Annotated in this window: 17 protein-coding genes; 13 read left to right on the top strand and 4 right to left on the bottom strand. The window is 61.8% G+C overall.

Going from position 1 to position 17,624, the window contains the following annotated elements; translation table 11 throughout:
- Positions 1 to 186 precede the first annotated feature (186 nt).
- Positions 187 to 339, top strand: coding sequence for a hypothetical protein (locus sphantq_RS03810; protein ID WP_169793934.1), 153 nt, complete (start codon positions 187 to 189; stop codon positions 337 to 339).
- A 72-nt stretch (positions 340 to 411) separates the two neighbouring features.
- Here the strand turns inward: sphantq_RS03810 and astD are convergent, their stop codons facing one another.
- Together astD and sphantq_RS03800 are read right to left on the bottom strand one after the other, a co-directional pair.
- The gene (gene astD / locus sphantq_RS03805) at positions 412 to 1,815 is read right to left on the bottom strand and encodes a succinylglutamate-semialdehyde dehydrogenase (RefSeq protein WP_129927479.1); all 1,404 of its coding nucleotides are present in this window, start codon (positions 1,813 to 1,815) and stop codon (positions 412 to 414) included.
- A gap of 2 nt (positions 1,816 to 1,817) precedes the next feature.
- Positions 1,818 to 2,846 carry a DUF1338 domain-containing protein gene (locus sphantq_RS03800; protein WP_272799646.1) on the bottom strand — a complete coding sequence of 343 codons (1,029 nt, stop codon included), beginning with the start codon at positions 2,844 to 2,846 and terminating at the stop codon, positions 1,818 to 1,820.
- A gap of 87 nt (positions 2,847 to 2,933) precedes the next feature.
- On the opposite strand from sphantq_RS03800, the gene gcvA reads away from it, so the two are divergent.
- Positions 2,934 to 3,833, top strand: a complete 900-nt coding sequence (gene gcvA, locus sphantq_RS03795; RefSeq protein ID WP_066603293.1) for a transcriptional regulator GcvA — start codon at positions 2,934 to 2,936, stop codon at positions 3,831 to 3,833.
- A 4-nt stretch (positions 3,834 to 3,837) separates the two neighbouring features.
- Here gcvA and sphantq_RS03790 read toward each other — a convergent pair whose 3' ends face one another.
- Positions 3,838 to 4,845 carry an SPOR domain-containing protein gene (locus tag sphantq_RS03790; RefSeq protein ID WP_272800177.1) on the bottom strand — a complete coding sequence of 336 codons (1,008 nt, stop codon included), beginning with the start codon at positions 4,843 to 4,845 and terminating at the stop codon, positions 3,838 to 3,840.
- A gap of 201 nt (positions 4,846 to 5,046) precedes the next feature.
- Between sphantq_RS03790 and sphantq_RS03785 the strand changes: the two genes are divergently transcribed.
- The 5 genes from sphantq_RS03785 to sphantq_RS03765 all read left to right on the top strand — a co-directional run bounded on the left by sphantq_RS03785 (position 5,047) and on the right by sphantq_RS03765 (position 9,552).
- On the top strand, positions 5,047 to 5,766 hold the full coding sequence (locus sphantq_RS03785; RefSeq protein ID WP_129927476.1) for a ParA family protein: 720 nt from the start codon (positions 5,047 to 5,049) through the stop codon (positions 5,764 to 5,766).
- A 13-nt stretch (positions 5,767 to 5,779) separates the two neighbouring features.
- Positions 5,780 to 6,298 (top strand): hypothetical protein, encoded by a 519-nt coding sequence (locus tag sphantq_RS03780; protein WP_066603289.1) that lies wholly within the window; start codon positions 5,780 to 5,782, stop codon positions 6,296 to 6,298.
- 19 nt (positions 6,299 to 6,317) lie between these two features.
- The gene (locus sphantq_RS03775) at positions 6,318 to 7,679 is read left to right on the top strand and encodes an SPOR domain-containing protein (RefSeq protein WP_272799645.1); all 1,362 of its coding nucleotides are present in this window, start codon (positions 6,318 to 6,320) and stop codon (positions 7,677 to 7,679) included.
- Between the two features lie 779 nt (positions 7,680 to 8,458).
- Positions 8,459 to 9,043 carry a hypothetical protein gene (locus sphantq_RS03770; RefSeq protein ID WP_272799644.1) on the top strand — a complete coding sequence of 195 codons (585 nt, stop codon included), beginning with the start codon at positions 8,459 to 8,461 and terminating at the stop codon, positions 9,041 to 9,043.
- A gap of 2 nt (positions 9,044 to 9,045) precedes the next feature.
- A complete protein-coding gene (locus tag sphantq_RS03765) occupies positions 9,046 to 9,552 on the top strand; it encodes a nucleotidyl transferase AbiEii/AbiGii toxin family protein (RefSeq protein WP_272799643.1) in 507 nt (168 codons plus the stop codon).
- A gap of 241 nt (positions 9,553 to 9,793) precedes the next feature.
- Here the strand turns inward: sphantq_RS03765 and sphantq_RS03760 are convergent, their stop codons facing one another.
- Positions 9,794 to 10,825, bottom strand: a complete 1,032-nt coding sequence (locus tag sphantq_RS03760; RefSeq protein ID WP_272798661.1) for an IS110 family transposase — start codon at positions 10,823 to 10,825, stop codon at positions 9,794 to 9,796.
- A 128-nt stretch (positions 10,826 to 10,953) separates the two neighbouring features.
- Between sphantq_RS03760 and sphantq_RS03755 the strand changes: the two genes are divergently transcribed.
- The 6 genes from sphantq_RS03755 to sphantq_RS03730 all read left to right on the top strand — a co-directional run bounded on the left by sphantq_RS03755 (position 10,954) and on the right by sphantq_RS03730 (position 17,619).
- Positions 10,954 to 11,427, top strand: a complete 474-nt coding sequence (locus tag sphantq_RS03755; protein ID WP_272799642.1) for a nucleotidyl transferase AbiEii/AbiGii toxin family protein — start codon at positions 10,954 to 10,956, stop codon at positions 11,425 to 11,427.
- Positions 11,428 to 11,507: 80 nt separating this feature from the next.
- On the top strand, positions 11,508 to 13,022 hold the full coding sequence (gene istA / locus sphantq_RS03750) for an IS21 family transposase (protein WP_125999130.1): 1,515 nt from the start codon (positions 11,508 to 11,510) through the stop codon (positions 13,020 to 13,022).
- A complete protein-coding gene (istB, locus tag sphantq_RS03745; RefSeq protein WP_272798407.1) occupies positions 13,009 to 13,737 on the top strand; it encodes an IS21-like element helper ATPase IstB in 729 nt (242 codons plus the stop codon). Before istA ends, istB begins: the two co-directional genes overlap by 14 nt.
- Positions 13,738 to 14,378: 641 nt before the next feature.
- Positions 14,379 to 16,358 (top strand): pilus assembly protein, encoded by a 1,980-nt coding sequence (locus sphantq_RS03740; RefSeq protein ID WP_261935119.1) that lies wholly within the window; start codon positions 14,379 to 14,381, stop codon positions 16,356 to 16,358.
- Positions 16,355 to 16,972, top strand: coding sequence for a TadE/TadG family type IV pilus assembly protein (locus sphantq_RS03735; RefSeq protein WP_272799641.1), 618 nt, complete (start codon positions 16,355 to 16,357; stop codon positions 16,970 to 16,972). Before sphantq_RS03740 ends, sphantq_RS03735 begins: the two co-directional genes overlap by 4 nt.
- Positions 16,969 to 17,619 carry a TadE/TadG family type IV pilus assembly protein gene (locus sphantq_RS03730; RefSeq protein ID WP_272799640.1) on the top strand — a complete coding sequence of 217 codons (651 nt, stop codon included), beginning with the start codon at positions 16,969 to 16,971 and terminating at the stop codon, positions 17,617 to 17,619. The genes sphantq_RS03735 and sphantq_RS03730 overlap by 4 nt, the downstream gene beginning before the upstream one ends.
- Positions 17,620 to 17,624 lie beyond the last annotated feature (5 nt).

Below are 17,624 nucleotides of genomic sequence, written 5' to 3'. Positions count from 1 at the left end.
AAGACTGGCCGCCCCCCAAGCAAAGCTATATCGACTTTCTCAATCAGATCGATAGATAGAGTGGCGGGCATCATGCTCCGCGGCTTTTGAAGGATGTCAGCTTGCTCCGCGTCACCAACGGCTAAAGCGCACGGTGCCGAAGCGACGACGCCAGGTTTCGTGTTCCCTTGCTTGGAGGAGAAGACGATGACTCGCAAAACAATACGCTCCCGCCAACCCCATCGCGCCCAGACGGACAGCCATGTCTATCTGCCCCATTCGTCCTGGACCCGCGTCGAGCGCAAGTCTGCGGGTGGAGCGATCGCCCCCGATGATTTCTGGGCGCGACTAGGGCTTTGAATCCAGGTCCGTTCGGGAAACTCTATCCACTCAGCCGCCCGCGCCGTTTGACCGACGGTGCGGGCGACCGTCTCAGCCGCTCAAGCCGTTGACCGGCACCGCCATCACGCCGTCGGCTTCGAAACTGGCGATGGGATAGGCGCAATAGTCCGCGGCATAATAGGCACTGGGGCGGTGATTGCCCGATGCGCCCAGGCCGCCAAACGGCATGTTGCCTGCCGCGCCCGTGGTCGGCCGGTTGCGGTTCACCACGCCGGCGCGGCTTTCCTCGACCACGCGCTGCCATAGCGCCTCGTCCTGCGAGATGAGGCCAGCGGACAGGCCGAAGCTGGTCGCGTTGGCGGCGGCGATCGCGGCGTTGAAATCGGGCACGCGAATAACCGTGAGGACGGGCGCGAAAATCTCCGCATCGGGCGCATCGACGCCAGTGAGGTCGAGCAGGGCGGGCGTGACGAAGGCGGCGCTGCGGCCTTGCACCCCGCCAAAGGGGCGGATCACCCGCGCGCCGCGCGCGATCAGGTCGCTGACGGCGCGGTGCGATGCGGCGGCGGCCTGGTCCGACACCAATGGCCCCATGAAAGCGTCGCCCGGCTCATTCCACGCGGCGATCGGGAGTTGTGCGGCGAGCGCGGCGGTAGCCTCCACGATCGCGTCGCCGGTCGCGCCTTCCGGCAGGATCAGCCGACGGGCGCAGGAACAGCGCTGGCCGGTGGTGATGAAGGCGGAATTGATGATGATCGAAGCGGCCGCTTCCGGGCTGTCCCAGGCGATCAGCGGATTATTGCCCCCCAATTCCAGCGCCATGACGACATGGGGGCGATCGACCAGCGCGCGGCGCAGCGCCGCGCCTGCGCCCGCCGATCCGGTGAACAGCAGCCCGTCGATGTCGCCCGCGACCAGCGCCTCGCCGGTGGCGCGGCCGCCCTGGACCACGGTCAACAGCCCATCGGGCAGTCCCGCCGCCGCCCAGGCATCGGCCATGGCGGCGCCGGTGGCCGGGGTGATCTCCGAAGGCTTGAAAACCACCGCATTGCCCGCGATCAGGGCGGGGACGATATGGCCATTGGGCAGGTGGCCGGGGAAATTATAGGGGCCAAGCACCGCCATCACGCCATGACCGCGATGGCGCAGCACGGCGCGGCCGAAGGGCATGTCGGCGGCGCGCTCGCCGGTGCGCTCGGCATGGGCCTTGATCGACACATCGACCTTGGCGATCATCGACCCGATTTCGGCGTCGCTTTCCCAGAGCAATTTGCCCGTTTCGCGGGCGATGAGTTCGGCCAGCGTCGCGCGCCGTTCCGCCAATATCTGCGCATAGCGGCGGGCGATGGCGATGCGATCGTCCACTGGCAGGGCGCGCCAGCCGGGCAGGGCGGCATGGGCGGTGGCGATGGCGCGGTGGCAATCGTCGGCGTTTGCGGCCGGGCCTTCCCAGACCAGTTCGCGTGACGCCGGATCGAAGGACTGGAGCATCAGGCTCACCGTACTGCGCTTTCTTGCGCGCTCGTCATGGCGAAGATACCGGTCGCATTGCCGGTGTCGAAGGCGAGGTCGAGCCTGCCCGTCGCGGGATCGATATCGCGGCTGATGAATTCGTAGAAGGAGCCGGGCACCTGCCGCAATTCTCCGTCGGCAAAGAGCCGTTCCACGCTGTCGGCGCGGAAGGCGGTCTGGCGCACACGGCCGGTTGCGGAGACTTCCAGCTTCGCCTTCATCGGCCGATCCTCCCCCTTGAGCCGTTCGGCGAGGGCGGCGACATCGGCCACCCGGTCGGTCGCATGGTTGAATCCATTGCCCTCTGTCGCGATCCAGGCACCCTCGTTGGAGCGGGACAGCAATAGCTGATAATCGGCGAAAACGGGCGCTTCATGCTGACGGTCGAAGGCGGAGAGGATCACCGGCAGCGCGGCGATTGCGTCAACGAGTTGGACAGGTGAATCGCCTTCATAGCGCGCAAGCACGTCCTTCGCCTGATCGTCCAGCGGATCGCGCGATGTGCCGAAGACGCGGCCGGCGGCCTCGGCAAATTCCGCGTCGAACCGATCGACATGCAGTTCGGACAGGAAGAATTGCGGGATCGCTTCGGGGAAGTCGCTATGGCGGTAGGCGCGGCCCGTCATCTTCAGCCGGTCGAGCGGATAGATGGCCGCCATTGTATAGCCTAAGGGAAGGAAGATGCGGGTGAAGGCATCCTCGCCGCCGGGCAGGGCGCCGGTCGGGCCATTGGGGAAGCGGATCGAGCGGAGCGCGCCGTGGTCGAATATGACCTTGCCGCCGCGCGCCACTGTGTCGGTGACATAGGCGTCGCCGCTCGGCACCCGGCGCAACAGGTCGGCGAACAGGGCGACGTTCAACGCCATGGCGAAGGCGGCGCGCGAGACGGTGTCGCCGTGCTGCGCCAGCAGCGCAGGTTCGATCGCCAGCCTGTCCAGCGTCTGGCGGCCCGCGTCTGCGCCCAGGCTCGCAACGACCAATGCTTCTATGCTGCCCATATTCTCAATCGACATGAATTGCTCCGGGATGACAACGCCCTTATGCCAAGATAGGCAGGATTTTCAAAATGGCGACCTGTCATCTGTTGATGCGAATTTGGAATGAATGGATCGCGCAAACATCTGCCGCCGATGCAGGCCCTGACCGCTTTCGAGGCGGCGGTGCGCCATGGGGGCTTTTCGCGGGCGGGCGAGGAAATCGGGCTGACCCAGAGCGCGGTCAGCCGCCAGATTGCGCAGTTGGAGGACTGGCTTCAGACACCCCTGTTCGACCGGATCGGGCGGCGGGTGCGGCTGAACGAAGGGGGGCGGGCCTATGCCGACGACGTGCTGCCTGCGCTCGACGCCATCCGCCGCGCGACGGCGCGGGCCTCGGCGCGGCCGTCGCAGACCGCGCTGCGGGTCGCAACGCTGCCCAGCTTCGGAATGCGCTGGCTCGCGCCGCGCCTGCCGCAACTGACGGCGCGCCACCCGGATCTGGTGATCGACTTCGCCGCCCGCTCGCAACCTTTCGACTTCGGGCATGAGGAGTTCGATGCAGCTGTCCATTTCGGTGTCGCAGCGGACTGGCCCGGCGTCGCCATGGACTTTCTGTTCCGGGAGGAGGCGGTGCCGGTCTGCGCGCCGGCCTGGCTCGCCGCGCACCCCTTATGCGAACCGGCGGACCTGTTACACGCGCCGCTACTCAGCCAGATCTCGCGGCGCGATGCCTGGAGGCGCTGGCTGACGGCCGCCGGGGTGGATGCGTCGGCGTTGGCGCCGGGACCAGCCTATGAGCATTTCCTGATGCTGGCGCAGGCCTGCGCGGCTGGCGGCGGTGTGGCGCTGATCCCCAGTTTCCTGATCCAGCCGGAACTGGAGGCAGGCACGCTGGTGATCCCCTTCGCCCGGCCGCTGTCGAGCGAGCAGGCCTATTATCTGGTCTATCCGACCGGGGCGTTGGGAACGGGCGCGCTGGGCCAGTTCCGGGACTGGATGATGGAGCAGGCGCGGGGAGCCTGAACCCTTACATCTTCTTTGGCATACAGTCTCCGCCGGCGGCCTTGATCGCCCCGCACAGGCGCGCGGCGTCGTTGCTGCTGGCGAGCGGTCCGGCCTGGAGCCGGGTCACCGCGCCGGCCTTCACCAAATAGGGCTGATAGGCGGACAGGCCTTTCACCTTGCCGCTGAGTTGGCTCCACAATGTGCGAGCGCGGCCTTCCTCGCTGAACGCGCCGAGTTGGACGCGCCAGCCGCCCGAAGCGGCGGGAGCTGGGGCCGTCGCGGCAGGCCGCGTGGTCGCAGGCGCGGGCTTCGGCTTGGCGACGGCGACCTGCTGGCTAGTGGGCCTGGGCGGAGCGAGCGCCGGTGTCGGTTGGCTGGGCGTAGAGCGCGGCAATTGCGTCGTGCGAACAGCCGATTGGCTGCTGCGCGGCGGTGGCGGAGCCGCTTGCGCCAGCGTCACGCTCTTGTCGCCCTTTTCCAGGCTGGCGGCGAGGGCCAGGCCCTGCTTGCGCTGGTCTTCGGGGATATATTTGTCCATCTGCTCCAGGCTGGTCGATGCCTGCGGCAGGCCCGACGCGGAGGCGCGGGTCATCAACGCATAGGCCCGCACCCAATCCTTGGCCAGCGTGTCGCCGTTGAACAGGGCGGTGCCCACGATATATTGCGCGCGCGGTTCGCCGCGCATGGATGCGCGTTGCAGATAGGGCATGGCGCCGCTGCGGTCGCCCTGCTGGAACATCAGCAGGCCCAGATTGTCTTCGGCGCGCAAATGCCCCTGCGCCGCCGCCTTGCGATACCAGTCGATCGCGCTGTTGAGGTCGGGCTGCACGCCGCGGCCCAGCTTATAGGCCTGGGCCAGATTGAATTGCGCATCGGGATCGCCCGATTGCGCCAGGGGCCGCCATTCGGCGATCGCCTTGGCGTAATCGCCCTGCTGCCAGGCGTCGACGCCGGTTTTTACATCCGCCAGCGCAGGCAGTGCGACGCCCAGCATCGCGACCAGCGCCGCCGTTCCCCAGATATGCTTCATATGCGCAGGCTCCAGTGCGAAAATCGTCATGGGCAACTGCATTGGCCAAACAAGGTTAAAGTCTTGTTAGCGCAACGGCAAGATGCTGGACAGTAGCTTAACCATGGCGTCGCAGGGTCATCAAGTTTCGCGGGCAGTTAACCAAATTTTAGCGCCACTCGTGGCAATCCGACCCGGAACTGGATTTTCTGGGGGGTGTGCGTGCGGATATTGGCAATGGCGTCGCAAAAGGGCGGATCGGGCAAGACCACCTTGTCGGGCCATCTGGCTGTGCAGGCGCAACGTGCCGGCGCCGGCCCGGTCGTGCTGATCGACATTGATCCGCAAGGGTCGCTGGCCGATTGGTGGAACGAGCGCGAGGCGGAATTTCCCGCTTTCGCCCAGACCACCGTCGCGCGCCTGGCCGCCGACCTTGAGATATTGCGCCAGCAGGGCTTCAAGCTGGCCGTCATCGATACGCCGCCCGCTATCACCATGGCGATCCAGAGCGTCATTTCGGTCGCGGAACTGATCGTCGTGCCGACCCGGCCCAGCCCGCATGACCTGCGCGCCGTGGGCGCCACGGTCGATCTTTGCGAACGCGCCGGCAAGCCGTTGATCTTCGTCGTCAACGCCGCGACGCCCAAGGCGCGCATCACGTCGGAAGCCGCCGTCGCCCTTTCGCAGCACGGTACGGTCGCGCCGGTGACGCTGCATCACCGCACCGATTTCGCCGCATCGATGATCGATGGCCGCACCGTTATGGAGGTCGATCCCAAGGGTCGCTCCGCCGCCGAGGTCGAGGCGCTCTGGTCCTATGTATCGGACCGGCTGGAGAAGAATTTCCGCCGCACGGTCTTTTCCGTGCCCCAGGGCAGCGTCGGCACGATCGCCAGCCGTCCATCCAGCGGGGGCTTCGGCCGCCGCGTGATCGGCCAGTAAGGGAGCAAGGACCATGGCCGAACCCAAGCCGCTCGCTTCGCTGACATCGGGCCTGCTGGCCCGCAAGGGCGCGGCCCAGCCTGCGATGCGTCGTCCGATGCTGGGCTTTGGCCGTGCGTCGAGCGCGGCGTTGCAGCAAGAAGACTTTGGGCAACAGGACGATCTGGGCTGGAACGACATGGGATTCGATGTCGAGCCAGTGCACGCACCGATCGAGGAGCCGGCCGCGCCGATCGGCCTGACGCCGATGACGCCGATCGTTCCCGTCCCGCCGGTGGTGACGGAACGCAAGGTTTTGGCCAAGCGGCTGGCCGCGAAGGCGACTCCGGTTCAGGCCGTCGCCCGCAACCGCAAGGCCGCTTTTACGCTGCGCCTCGACGCCGAACGGCATCTCAAACTGCGGCTGGCCTGCGCGATCACGGGCCGGTCGGCCCAACAAATCGTGACGCAGGCGCTGGACGATCTTCTCAATAACCTGCCGGAAATCGACCGGCTGACTCAGCAGCTGCCGCACATGCGCGACGGCCAGTGAATGAAGGGTGGGTAATTTTATGAAACGCACGACATTCGGAAAGGCGGCGCTGTCTTCCTTACTCGTCGCCACGACCATGGTGGGTTGCACCGGCGCGGCTTTCCGCCCGTCGGCTTCAGCCGTTCAGCAGAAGGGCAATCCGGGCAAGCTCGCCATCGTCGCCGAAAAGGCGCTGGCCGACCGTAACGCCGTCAAGGCTGTGGAAGCCGCTGAAGCGGTGGTTCAGCTGCAGCCGCAAAATGCCGCCTATCGCCAGATTTTGGGCCGCGCCTATGTGCTGGCCGGACGCTTCGCATCGGCCGAGACGGCGTTGAGCGATGCGATGACGCTGGGCAATAGCGACGCCAGCACGATCGTCAGCCTGGCGCTGGTGCAGGTGGCGCAGGGCCGTGCCGACAGCGCGCGCAGTTTGTTGGTCGCCAATGCCGGCACCGTGCCGGCCGGCGACTATGGTCTGGCGATGGCGATGACGGGCGATACGGCCGAAGGCGTCCGTATCTTGTCCGAAGCGATCCATGACCCATCCGCCACCGCGCGCACGCGCCAGAACCTGGCCTATGCCTATGCGCTGGCCGGTCGCTGGAAGGATGCGCGCATGATCGTCGGCATGGATCTGGAGCCGCTGGCTGCGAACAAGCGCATTTCCGACTGGGCGCAGATCGCCGAGCCGTCTTTAGCGCCGATGCGCGTCGCCGCGCTGATGGGCGTGACGATCGATCAGGGCGATGCCGGTCAGCCCGTCGCCCTGGCGCTTGCGCCTGCCGCCGCCGCCGCGCCAATCGAAATGGCGCAGACTGCGCCGGACATAGCGCCCTTGCCGGAATCCCCGCCCGAAGCGCCGGTGCAGGTGGCGGAAGCCGCGTCGGCGCCGCAGCCGGTGGTCGTCTCCGCGCCCGTCATGCGGGCCGAACGCGCGCCTGCGCGCGTCGCCGTCCGCGACTTCATCATCGAGGATGGCAACGCCAAGCCGGTTCTGTCCAAGAGCCGCGTCGCCAAGGGGCAGCCGGCCGTCGCCGCCGCGCCGGTCGCGCGGATGCAGCAGGCCGCGTTCATCAAGCCGGTCGCCAACGGCGCCAGCAATTGGGTGGTGCAACTGGGCGCGTATGACAATGCCGCGATCGCCAAGGAAAAATGGATGAGCATGGCCGGGCGCAGCGGCGCGCTGGCGGCCTTCCCGGTGCTCACCAGCCAGGCGACGGTCAAGGGCAAAACCTATCACCGGCTCGCCATCAGCGGCTTTGGCAGCCGGGCGGACGCGATGACGGCGTGCCGGATGATCCGCGCGCGGAGCGGCCAGTGCTTCGTGCGCGAAGGCGCGCCTGGCGCGACGCCGCCGCGCTGGGCCGTCGCCGCCAAGGGCCGCCAATACGCATCGCGCTGAACCTTCCTCCCCCAAGCGTGACCCTGAGCGCGCGAAGCCCAACGGCTTCGCGCGCTTTTTCTTGAGCGGCGAATCGATCACGGATCGAACCGGCATCAAGATGCTGAAGATGTTGGCAAAATGGCTCCCCTGGCGCTATGCATTTCGAACTATTTCAGGTTTCCAACGGTAGAAACTCGTCAATTGGTCGCGCGCTATCGCGCCGCATTTATGAATGAAGCGTCCTAAAAATTGGATTTCTGTTTCAAATTTATCGCGGGTAGTGAGCGTATCACTTTGGTCTATCCGGTAAAGCTCTACTGAGGTATGTCCAGCTCTTGGCGGAAAAGCGGCAGTTCAGGCCCCTGGTGGAGCTTGTGACACATCCGTTCCCGAACCGCAGGCAGCACGCCTCGCTCGTTCACCTCGTTCACATATTCAAAGAGCAGATTGCGAGCCCGGATGCGCTCGAAACCTGGATCATCTGACTGGACCGGCAGTTCAGAATCCCCGAGGGGTCTGTGGCACATCCGGTCTCTTCATCTGATCCAACACCGTCATGCAGCAGCGCGATTCGCGGCGCAAGGGGTAGGGCACTGAAGTGCCGATTGTGCAGAATTCGGTCCTTTTGTGCCCAATTTGATGCATTTGAGTTGTGTTCGGTGCCGGTGATCCAGCGCCCGCAATTTCCAATCGAAGCAGGGAGCACCATATTGCGGATGTTCCGATGTGCATGAATTTTTAATAAGAAAATTGTATTCCAGCGGCATTGCCTCTATCTGGGATGGCAGGAGGTAGCCATGACGGCTTTGGCAGAGTTCAAGCGGCGATTGCGCCCCGGTCAGGTGTACCGGCGCAAGGAGTTGGCGCGCTGGTCGAACGCTGTCGACCGGCATGTGCGGCAACTGCTGGACGAAGGGCGTCTCGAAAAGGTAGCCAACGGCTTGTACATGGTACCGCGCAGGACGCGTTTCGGCTCGGCGCCGGCCAAGCCTGAAAAGCTTGTCGAAAGCTTTTTGGGCGATGACCGCTTTTTGATGGTGTCCCCGAACGCCTATAACGGCCTGGGCGTTGGAACTACTCAGCTCCATAACGAACCCGTGGTTTACAATCATAAGCGCCATGGACGCTTCAAGCTGGACGGACGTCTCTATGATTTCCGCATGCGTGCCCATGTGCCGTCGCAACTGACTCAGGAAATCCTGCTGGTCGATCTGCTGCACAATCTCGATCGTCTGCCTGAAGACGCCACTGAGGTTCTGCCCAGGGCCTTGGAGCGCGCACGGGCGATGGACCGGCAGAAGCTCGCACGGGCTGTGCGCGATTTTGGGTCTGCGCGCGCCGAGCGGTTGTTGGGGCCGCTATTGCAGGATGCGACGCGGTAGGCATGGCACTGCTCCACGAAATGCCGGACTTTGCGGATCTTGTCGCCGTGACCGCTCGCGCCCACGCGATTGATCCGGGACTGGTGGAAAAGGACTATTGGATCATGCATGGCCTGTGGGGCCTGCAACAATTGGGCTTTCGGTTCGAGCTCAAGGGCGGAACATCGCTTTCCAAAGGATATCGGCTGATCCACCGCTTTTCAGAGGACATCGATATTCTCATTCACCCGGAGCATGACCTGCCGTTCGGGAAGAACCAGAACAAGCCAGCGCATATCGATGCTCGTCGTGCGTTCTATGACGGTTTGCCGGGGCGTCTGGCCATAAGTGGCTTTCAGGCCGTTGAGCGTGATCGTAATTTCGATGACGAACGGATGCGGAGCGCTGGCATCCGGATGCTCTACCGGGAGATCAACCCGCTACCGGATGGCGTAAAGGCCGGCATTCTGTTGGAAGCGGGGTCGTCTAATCGCCCCTTTGTCAAGCCAGCCAAATCAAATCGTTTATAACTGAAGCCATGCGTATGCCGGGTACAGGGTCGTCTACGCGGTCGACGCAAGTTGATCGCCGCAGGATGTGTTCCGTAGGCAAGATCTTCCTATGTTCGTGACGCAATCTGCTCACGAGGGCAGTTGCTTCCCGCTTCGCGGAATGATCTCAGCCGCGTCCCGGCAGGGACGGCTCGGCGCGTCCTCAAAGGACGCTATCAGTGAAACGTTAGATGTGCTGGTGAAGGTGTGCCGATGTAGATCAAGTAGGCACGGCGGCTCCAGCATTGGGATCAAACAGCTCGCCCGACTTCAACATCGCATGCATGATGACTGCCAGTTTGCGCGCGAGGGCGACGGCGGCTCGTTTGAAACCGAGCCGTTCCTTCAGCGCCAGAGCCCAGGTGCGCAAGGTGTTCGTCTCCGTCGACCTGTTCAAAATGACCGAAGCCGCCTCGTACAACAAGGTGCGTAACTTTGCGTCGCCGCGACGCGAGATGTGGCCTTCATAGTCAACCTCTCCCGACTGATATCGCTTCGGGGTTAGACCGACCCAGGCGCCTACAGCGCGCGAGTTCTTGAAGTTGATCGGATCCTCTACGGCTGCTGCAAAGGCCGTGGCGGTGACCGTTCCCACACCAGGCACTGAAGTGAGCAGGCGGCAGCGTTGATCCGTGCCCGCCATCGCGACCAGCTGCTTGGTCAACTCCGCAACGCGAAGCCGAATATCGCCCCAAGCTTTAAGGAGCGGTAGAATGATGCGCGACAAATCGTCTTCGGCTTCCAGAAGCGTCAGAACGTTGCGCTCAAAGACGCTGCCGGCGCCTTTGGGTACGACCAGCCCGAACGTCTTCATCAGCCCGCGTATCTGGTTCGACATCTGCACTCGCATCTTCATAAGTTGGCGGCGGGCGGCAATCAGCGTCCTCATCAACATGCTGTCGAAGCCTTTGACGCGAACCTCCCGATAAAAACCGACCTCAGCCAAGTGCGCCAGACCGTCAGCGTCGTTCGCATCGGTCTTGTTGGCAGCCATATCCAGAGCAGCCTTGGCATGGCGCGCGTCTATGCAGATCGCTGGCAAGCCTTCCGCTATGAGCGCATGGTAGAACCAGACTGACAACGGTCCGGTCTCAAATACCACACGCTTTGCATTCGGCGCGCGCTTGCGAATAATTTCTGCGAGCAACTTTGGGTCGGATGCACACTTGCCACGCCAAACGCGCTTGCCATCCTGACGAACCGATATCGAAGTATCTTTTAAGGAGACGTCGAGTCCTATATGCTGATCCACGGTTGTCCTCCATTTGATGCTGGGCCCGGTCCAAAATCGTGAGCCCGTTCTTCATCTTATCGGGGGGCAACCAACCTTCCACTAATCTCGTGCACATGGCCCGTGGCCGGCGCTCCCGCGATTACGTCATGTTCGACCAGGTGGCGCCCAATCGTCCCTGCCTGATTTCCTCCTGGGCTTATGATATCGCGGTCGCCAGTGATCTTCCTGACCTTAGGGATAACCGGGCGATCGATGTGGCCTGCTATGAGCCGGGCTACACGCTGGTCGAGAAGCTCCAGACCATCTCAACCAAATTCCGCAGATATCGTGATATCGGGGCAATGCCGCAGAATTTTTTGCGCCATTATTATGATGTCTATTGCCTGCTGGACGATGCTGATGTGCAGGCCTTTATCGGTAGCGATCCTTATCTTGCGCACAAGGACGCCCGCTTCCCCGCCGCCGATGAGAAAATTCTGAGCCGTAACCCGGCATTTCTCCTTGAAGATGCTGCTACCCGGGAGCTTTTCGCCAAGGCTTATCGGAGCACGCATGCGCTCTATTATCGTGAGCAGCCAAGCTTTACAGTGTGGATCGGCGTGCAAAAAGGACCCCGTTAGCGGGGTGATCGGCGTCTAAAAGGGACCCCTCATTTCGATGGTTTAAGCAGCCGGCTGGATTTTCAGGCGGCGAGATCGGGATGTTGGTTTTGGAGACAGTTTTACGGATCCGGCGCGAGTATGCCGGAGGCAAGGCGATCAAGGCGATCGCACGGGATCTGCATGTGTCGCGGAAGGTCATCCGCAAAGCGGTCCGAGCGCCGGAGGGCGCCTTTGATTATCAGCGCAAGGTTCAGCCGCTGCCCAGGATCGGTCCGTTTCAGGAGCGCCTGAACACGCTGCTGGAAGAGAACGAGCTGCGCGGCAGGCGTGACCGGCTGCGGATGACGCGGATCCATGACCTGCTGGTGCGCGAAGGCTTTGAGGGTTCTTACGATGCGGTGCGGCGCTATACGACGCGCTGGAAGATCGAGCGGCGCAAAGATGCCGGCGATGGTGTCACGGCCTTCATCCCGCTGATGTTCAGGCCAGGCGAGGCCTACCAGTTCGACTGGAGCCATGAAGATGTTGAGATCGCCGGGGCACCGATGCGGGTGAAGGTCGCGCATATGCGACTGTGTGCCTCACGCGCGGTCTATGTCCGGGCTTATCCTCGTGAGAGCCAGGAGATGCTGTTCGACGCGCATGCGCGCGGCTTTGCTTTCTTCGGCGGCGTGCCAGGGCGCGGCATCTACGATAATATGAAGACGGCTGTGACGAGCGTGTTCACCGGCAAGGAACGCGTCTTCAACCGGCGGTTCCTGATCATGACCGACCATTATATGGTCGAGCCCACGGCCTGCTCGCCTGCGGCGGGATGGGAGAAGGGTCAGGTCGAGAACCAGGTGCAGACGATCCGGGGTCGCTTCTTCCAGCCCCGGTTGCGGTTCGCCAGTCTCGAAGAGCTCAATGGCTGGCTGGAGGCCGAGTGTCGGCGCTGGGCGGAACGGCAGCCCCATCCCGAACAGGGAGAGCTGACCGTGGCGCAGATGCTGGAGATCGAACGATCTGCGCTGCAGCCGATGCTGGGACCGTTCGACGGCTTCAATGAGAGCGAGCATGCTGTGACCGGCACCTGCCTGATCAGCTTCGACCGCAATCGCTACTCGGTGCTATCGACGGTGGCACGACGCACGGTGCAGGTCCGCGCCTATGCCGATCGCATCGTCGTTCGCTGCGGCGAAGAGGTTGTCGCTGAACATCCTCGCTACTTTGGGCGCAACCGCACGATCTATGACCCCTGGCATTATCTGCCAGTGCTGGCCCGCAAGCCTGGCGCGCTGCGGAACGGTGCCCCCTTCCAGGACTGGGATCTGCCACCGGCGCTTGCCCGCCTGCGCCGCAAGCTGGGTAATGGCGACGATGCCGATCGCCGGTTCGTCCGTGTGTTGTCGGCCGTACTGACCGATGGCCTGGAGCCTGTCGAAGCCGCTGTGCGTGAGGCACTGGCGACGGGCACGGCAAGCGACGACCTGATCCTCAACATCCTGGCACGACGCCGGGAACCGCCGCGTCCTCTGACGATCATCACCTCCGAGGATAGCGCTCTGCGCCATCCCCCGATCGCCGACTGTGCCCGTTACGACCAGCTGAGGACCTTCGATGCAGCGGCATGATATGATCGAGGCCATGCGCGGGCTTGGACTCAAGGGCATGGCGGGCGCGTTCGACGATGCCGTCACCACCGGCCTTCAGCGCCAGCGCACCACCATGGAGATACTGACCGATCTCCTGCGAGCGGAGGCGACGCATCGTCATGCCGCGTCGATCCGATACCGGATGGCCGCTGCCAGGCTGCCAGTCGTAAAGGACATCGATGCCTTCCGGTTCGAGGGTACCCCGATCAACGAGGGGCTTGTGCGTTCATTGCACAGCGGCGCGTTCCTGCCCGCACGGCGCAATATCGTCCTGGTCGGCGGCACAGGCACAGGAAAGACCCATCTGGCCATCGCCATCACCGCCAATGTAGTGCGCTCCGGCGCCCGAGGCCGCTACTTCAACACGGTCGATCTGGTGACCCGCCTCGAAGAGGAGGCCAGGATCGGCAAGAGTGGCGCTCTCGCCGCCCAGCTATCCCGCCTCGATCTGATCGTGCTCGATGAACTGGGCTATCTGCCGTTCGCCCGATCAGGCGGCCAGCTGCTGTTCCACCTGATCAGCAAACTCTATGAGCAGACCAGCGTCATCATCACCACCAACCTCGCCTTTGGCGAGTGGCCCACCGTGTTCGGCGATCCCAAGATGACCACCGCGCTCCTCGACCGCGTCACCCATCATTGCGACATCGTCGAGACCGGCAATGACAGCTGGCGCTTCAAAAACCGCAGCTGATCCCCCCCAGCACCGATCAATTAGAAGATGTTTTGCGCTGCGCGCGCCTCCGGTCGGGCTACGCCCTCCCTACGCCGCGCGCAGCGCAAGGAAGCCCGTCACATCAACGCTCCGCCATCCTGACAGGGGGTCCCTTTTGCGCGCCGATAAGGGGTCCCGTTTGCACGCCGATTGACAATCTCGGCTGAAGAATTGGAATGGCTTGCGAGCCGGATCGAGGCGCTGGGTGGTGTTGTGCGCCAAGTTTGCTCGGAAAAGATTGCGGAGCTCAAGCGAACCGCTGGTGTGATTGGCTAGATCAGACCGCCCGACTGGAGAACGATTTGCGCCTCCGGATTGTTCGACCATTCATTCGTCCGCAGATGGGACTTTATGGTCAGTCAGCTTTAGAGCGCCGAGATGGCGATAGCGGACATCAAATCAATCTTCATTCCACAATGGCGCAACCGTGCCGGTTCCACCAAGACAATTAGCCTAGCAATTTGCTTCGATAACGTAACAAAAAACTTGGTTGAGATAGATGCGCTGTGAGATTGAGGCCTTTCCAGCAGAAGGCGCTAACCTGGATTAAACAAAAAAGTCATAGACTTAATTCTATCTAAACCTTGATCCGTTATGGATGCATCTTCTGGAGGGCATTCATGGGTTTTCTTAAACGCTTGCGCGAAAACGAAGCGGGCAACGTTCTCGTGATGGTCGCTGCTGGATTTATTCCCTTGCTGGGCTTTATTGGCGGGGGCGTCGATATGGCGCGCATATATCTCGTCAAAACGCGGCTTCAGCACGCCTGCGACGCGGGAGCGCTGGCGGGGCGCAAGCAGATGGCTGGCGGTGCTTGGAACGCTAATGGCGACAAGGCGCGCACCACGGCCGAAGGCATCTTCAACATCAACTACGTGCCAGGCTCCTACGGGTCGAGCACCCTGTCCAAAAACTTCATCGAAAATCAGGGCAAGGTGACGGGTACAGCTTCAGTCACCATCCCGATGACGATTATGGTGATATTCGGTCAATCCACCAAAACGATTGCGGTCACATGCGACGCGGAAATGCGTATACCCAACACGGATGTGATGTTCGTTCTCGACACGACGGGGTCGATGGCATCGATCAATGCAGGCGACAGCGACACCAAGATCAATGGCCTGAAAAAGGCGGTCAAATGCTTCTATGAAGCCTTGGCGAAGGTCGATACCTCCGCTGACTGTGGGAGTAATCCGACCGGCAGCCGCAACAATGACGTGCAATTGCGCTTCGGCTTCGTCCCTTATTCGTCGAACGTGAATGTCGGACGCCTGCTGCGCAACGACTGGATGGTCGATAGCGCGCTCTATCAGTCGCGCAAGGCGAAGATGGCGGGAGGGGTTGATGTAGACGGCTATAAGGAGGGCAAGGCTGAAGTCGTTTCTGCAGAACAAATCCCTTACAACATGAACTGGAGCGCTTGGGAGAATTTCGGAAGCGCCAGTGGTACGAGCTGCGCGGGAAAAATACCAGCCGATTCAACCGAAATGACCGGGACTGAAAGCGCGCCCTACAATGAAAGCGTAAGCGGGAGCGGTGCCAGCCGGGTGGTCAGCTGGTCCACCAATCAGGATGGCCGCTATTACAACTATCAAGGCGTGATGGTCAGCGGGAAGTGCCAGTTACAGCGGCGCTATATCAGCGGCTATTTGAAGCGAAATTATCAACGTACCGATACCACCGGCTTCAAGGAATATGAATATGATCAACTGACGTTCAACGTGTCCGGCCTAAAAGCTGGAGGAAGTAGCTGGAGCACCGGCATTACAGCGCCTGTTGGCGCATTCGGCCAGACTGCTACGATCGGTTGGGACGGCTGCATCGAGGAACGCCAGACATATCAGAACAGCGATGACGATCCGACCGGCGAGTTCAGCCCGATCCCCGCCGGCGCCCTCGATATGAACATTGATCTTGTCCCTAATGGGTCGGATGCCAGCAAATGGCGTCCGCTCCTGCCGGATCTTGTATGGGGCCGCTATGATAGCGCCGGCAATTGGACGACTGCAAAGGTCAAGACGAGTTCGGACCTTAGTCGAAACTACACCTACGCCTGTCCCACGTCGGCATCGAAGCTCAAGGTCTATTCCTCCGCTAACGCGTTCGAATCCTACGTGAACACGCTATACCCGAACGGCAACACCTACCATGATATTGGCCTACTTTGGGGGGCGCGGCTTATGTCCCCGACCGGTCTGTTCGAATCGGAAAATGCGTTCACACCCACCGGCGGTGAGATCGAACGCCATCTGGTATTTATGACCGACGGCGACACGGTTACGAGTAATCAAGGCTATACCGCCCATGGAATTGGCTGGTGGGACAGGCGACAGACGCGTAGCAATGCAGGGCCGAGTTCCAATGTCCTCACCTCTGTTGTCAACGAACGCACCAAGGCTCTGTGCTCGGCTATCAAATCGAAGAATATCACCTTGTGGGTAATCTCCTTCGGGTCGGGTGTCAGTTCCGGGGCACAGGCGTTGCTTCAGTCCTGTGCGTCGCCAAACCGTTTCTATGTAGCTGCTAACAGCGCCACGCTAATTTCCAACTTTCAGCAGATTGCGGATGAAATATCTCAGTTGAGGCTGACGAAATGATCGCTCTTCAAGGCCATGGTTGCAGATTGATTAAAGAAGAGGCGGGCGCCACGATCGTCGAGTTCGGCCTGATTGCTACCGTATTCGTGACAACGTTGCTCGGCTTCATGGACCTTGGGCACAGCTTGTACGTGCAGTCCGTGTTGCAGGGCACTGTGCAGAAAAGCGCGCGGGACGCCACGCTTGAAAGCGGAAAAGTAGACGTTCAGCAGCAGCTTCTGGACGCGGCCGTGCGTGAACGGGTCCAGCTTCTGGCCGCTAATTCGACCGTTACCTTTACGCGTCGCTACTTCCGCGACTTTACCAAGGCAGCACAGGCGACAGCCGAAGCGTTTCAGGACATTAATGCTAACGGGCTCTGCGACAATGATGAACCCTTCCAGGACAACAATCGCAACACGGTTTGGGATCGAGATGGGGGCGACAACGGGCAGGGCGGGGCCAAAGATGATGTGGTCTATACCGTGACGATGACCTATCCGCGTCTCTTGCCGATCGCGAAGCTGGTAGGACTTTCGGAGAATGTGACCGTTGAAGCCCGGACAGTGCTGGAAAACCAGCCGTTCGGAGAGCAAGGCGCATATGGAAGCCCGATTGTGGGGCATTGCGCATGAATATCGCTGCGCTCTTCAGGCGCCTCGCGCGTGAATCCAAGGCTGTTGCCGTAGTGGAGTTCGGCCTCGCCTTGCCGCTGATGACGGCTATCGCTTTTACCGGAGCGGAACTTACAAATTTCGTCACCACTAAGATGCGGATCAGCCAGCTTGCATTGCACGTGGCGGATAATGCGGCCCGCATCGGCACCGGCACTGTTCTCGCAAACAAGCAGATCACTGAGGCGCAGATCAACGATCTTCTGACCGGCGCAAACCTTCAGAGCGGCCGTCTTGATCTTTACGGCAAAGGCCGGGTCATCCTGAGCAGCATCGAACCCGTGGCCAATCCTAACCCGACCAACCGATATCGGATCAGGTGGCAACGGTGCCGCGGCAGCAAAAATTGGCCATCTTCCTATGGGCGGTCCGGCGATAGCAACCTGACCGGGATCACCGTGGGTGGGCAAACCGCAACTGCGCCTGATGATGGCGCGCTTATGTTCGTAGAGATAGCCTACGACTATCAGCCTCTTATAGCGCGTCTCTTCATTCCACAGAATCAAATCACCGCCGTCGCTGCCATGACCGTGCGCGATCAGAGAGATTATGGCGGTGGCTCAAACGGCATATACAACAACGAAAATGTCGTTCCATCGACATGCTGAAAGAT

This window comes from Sphingobium sp. AntQ-1 (assembly GCF_028538045.1).
GTDB classification, from domain to species: Bacteria; Pseudomonadota; Alphaproteobacteria; order Sphingomonadales; family Sphingomonadaceae; genus Sphingobium; species Sphingobium cupriresistens.
Note: the sequence above shows the minus strand (reverse complement) of the source record. Positions and strands in the feature narration are given on the sequence as shown.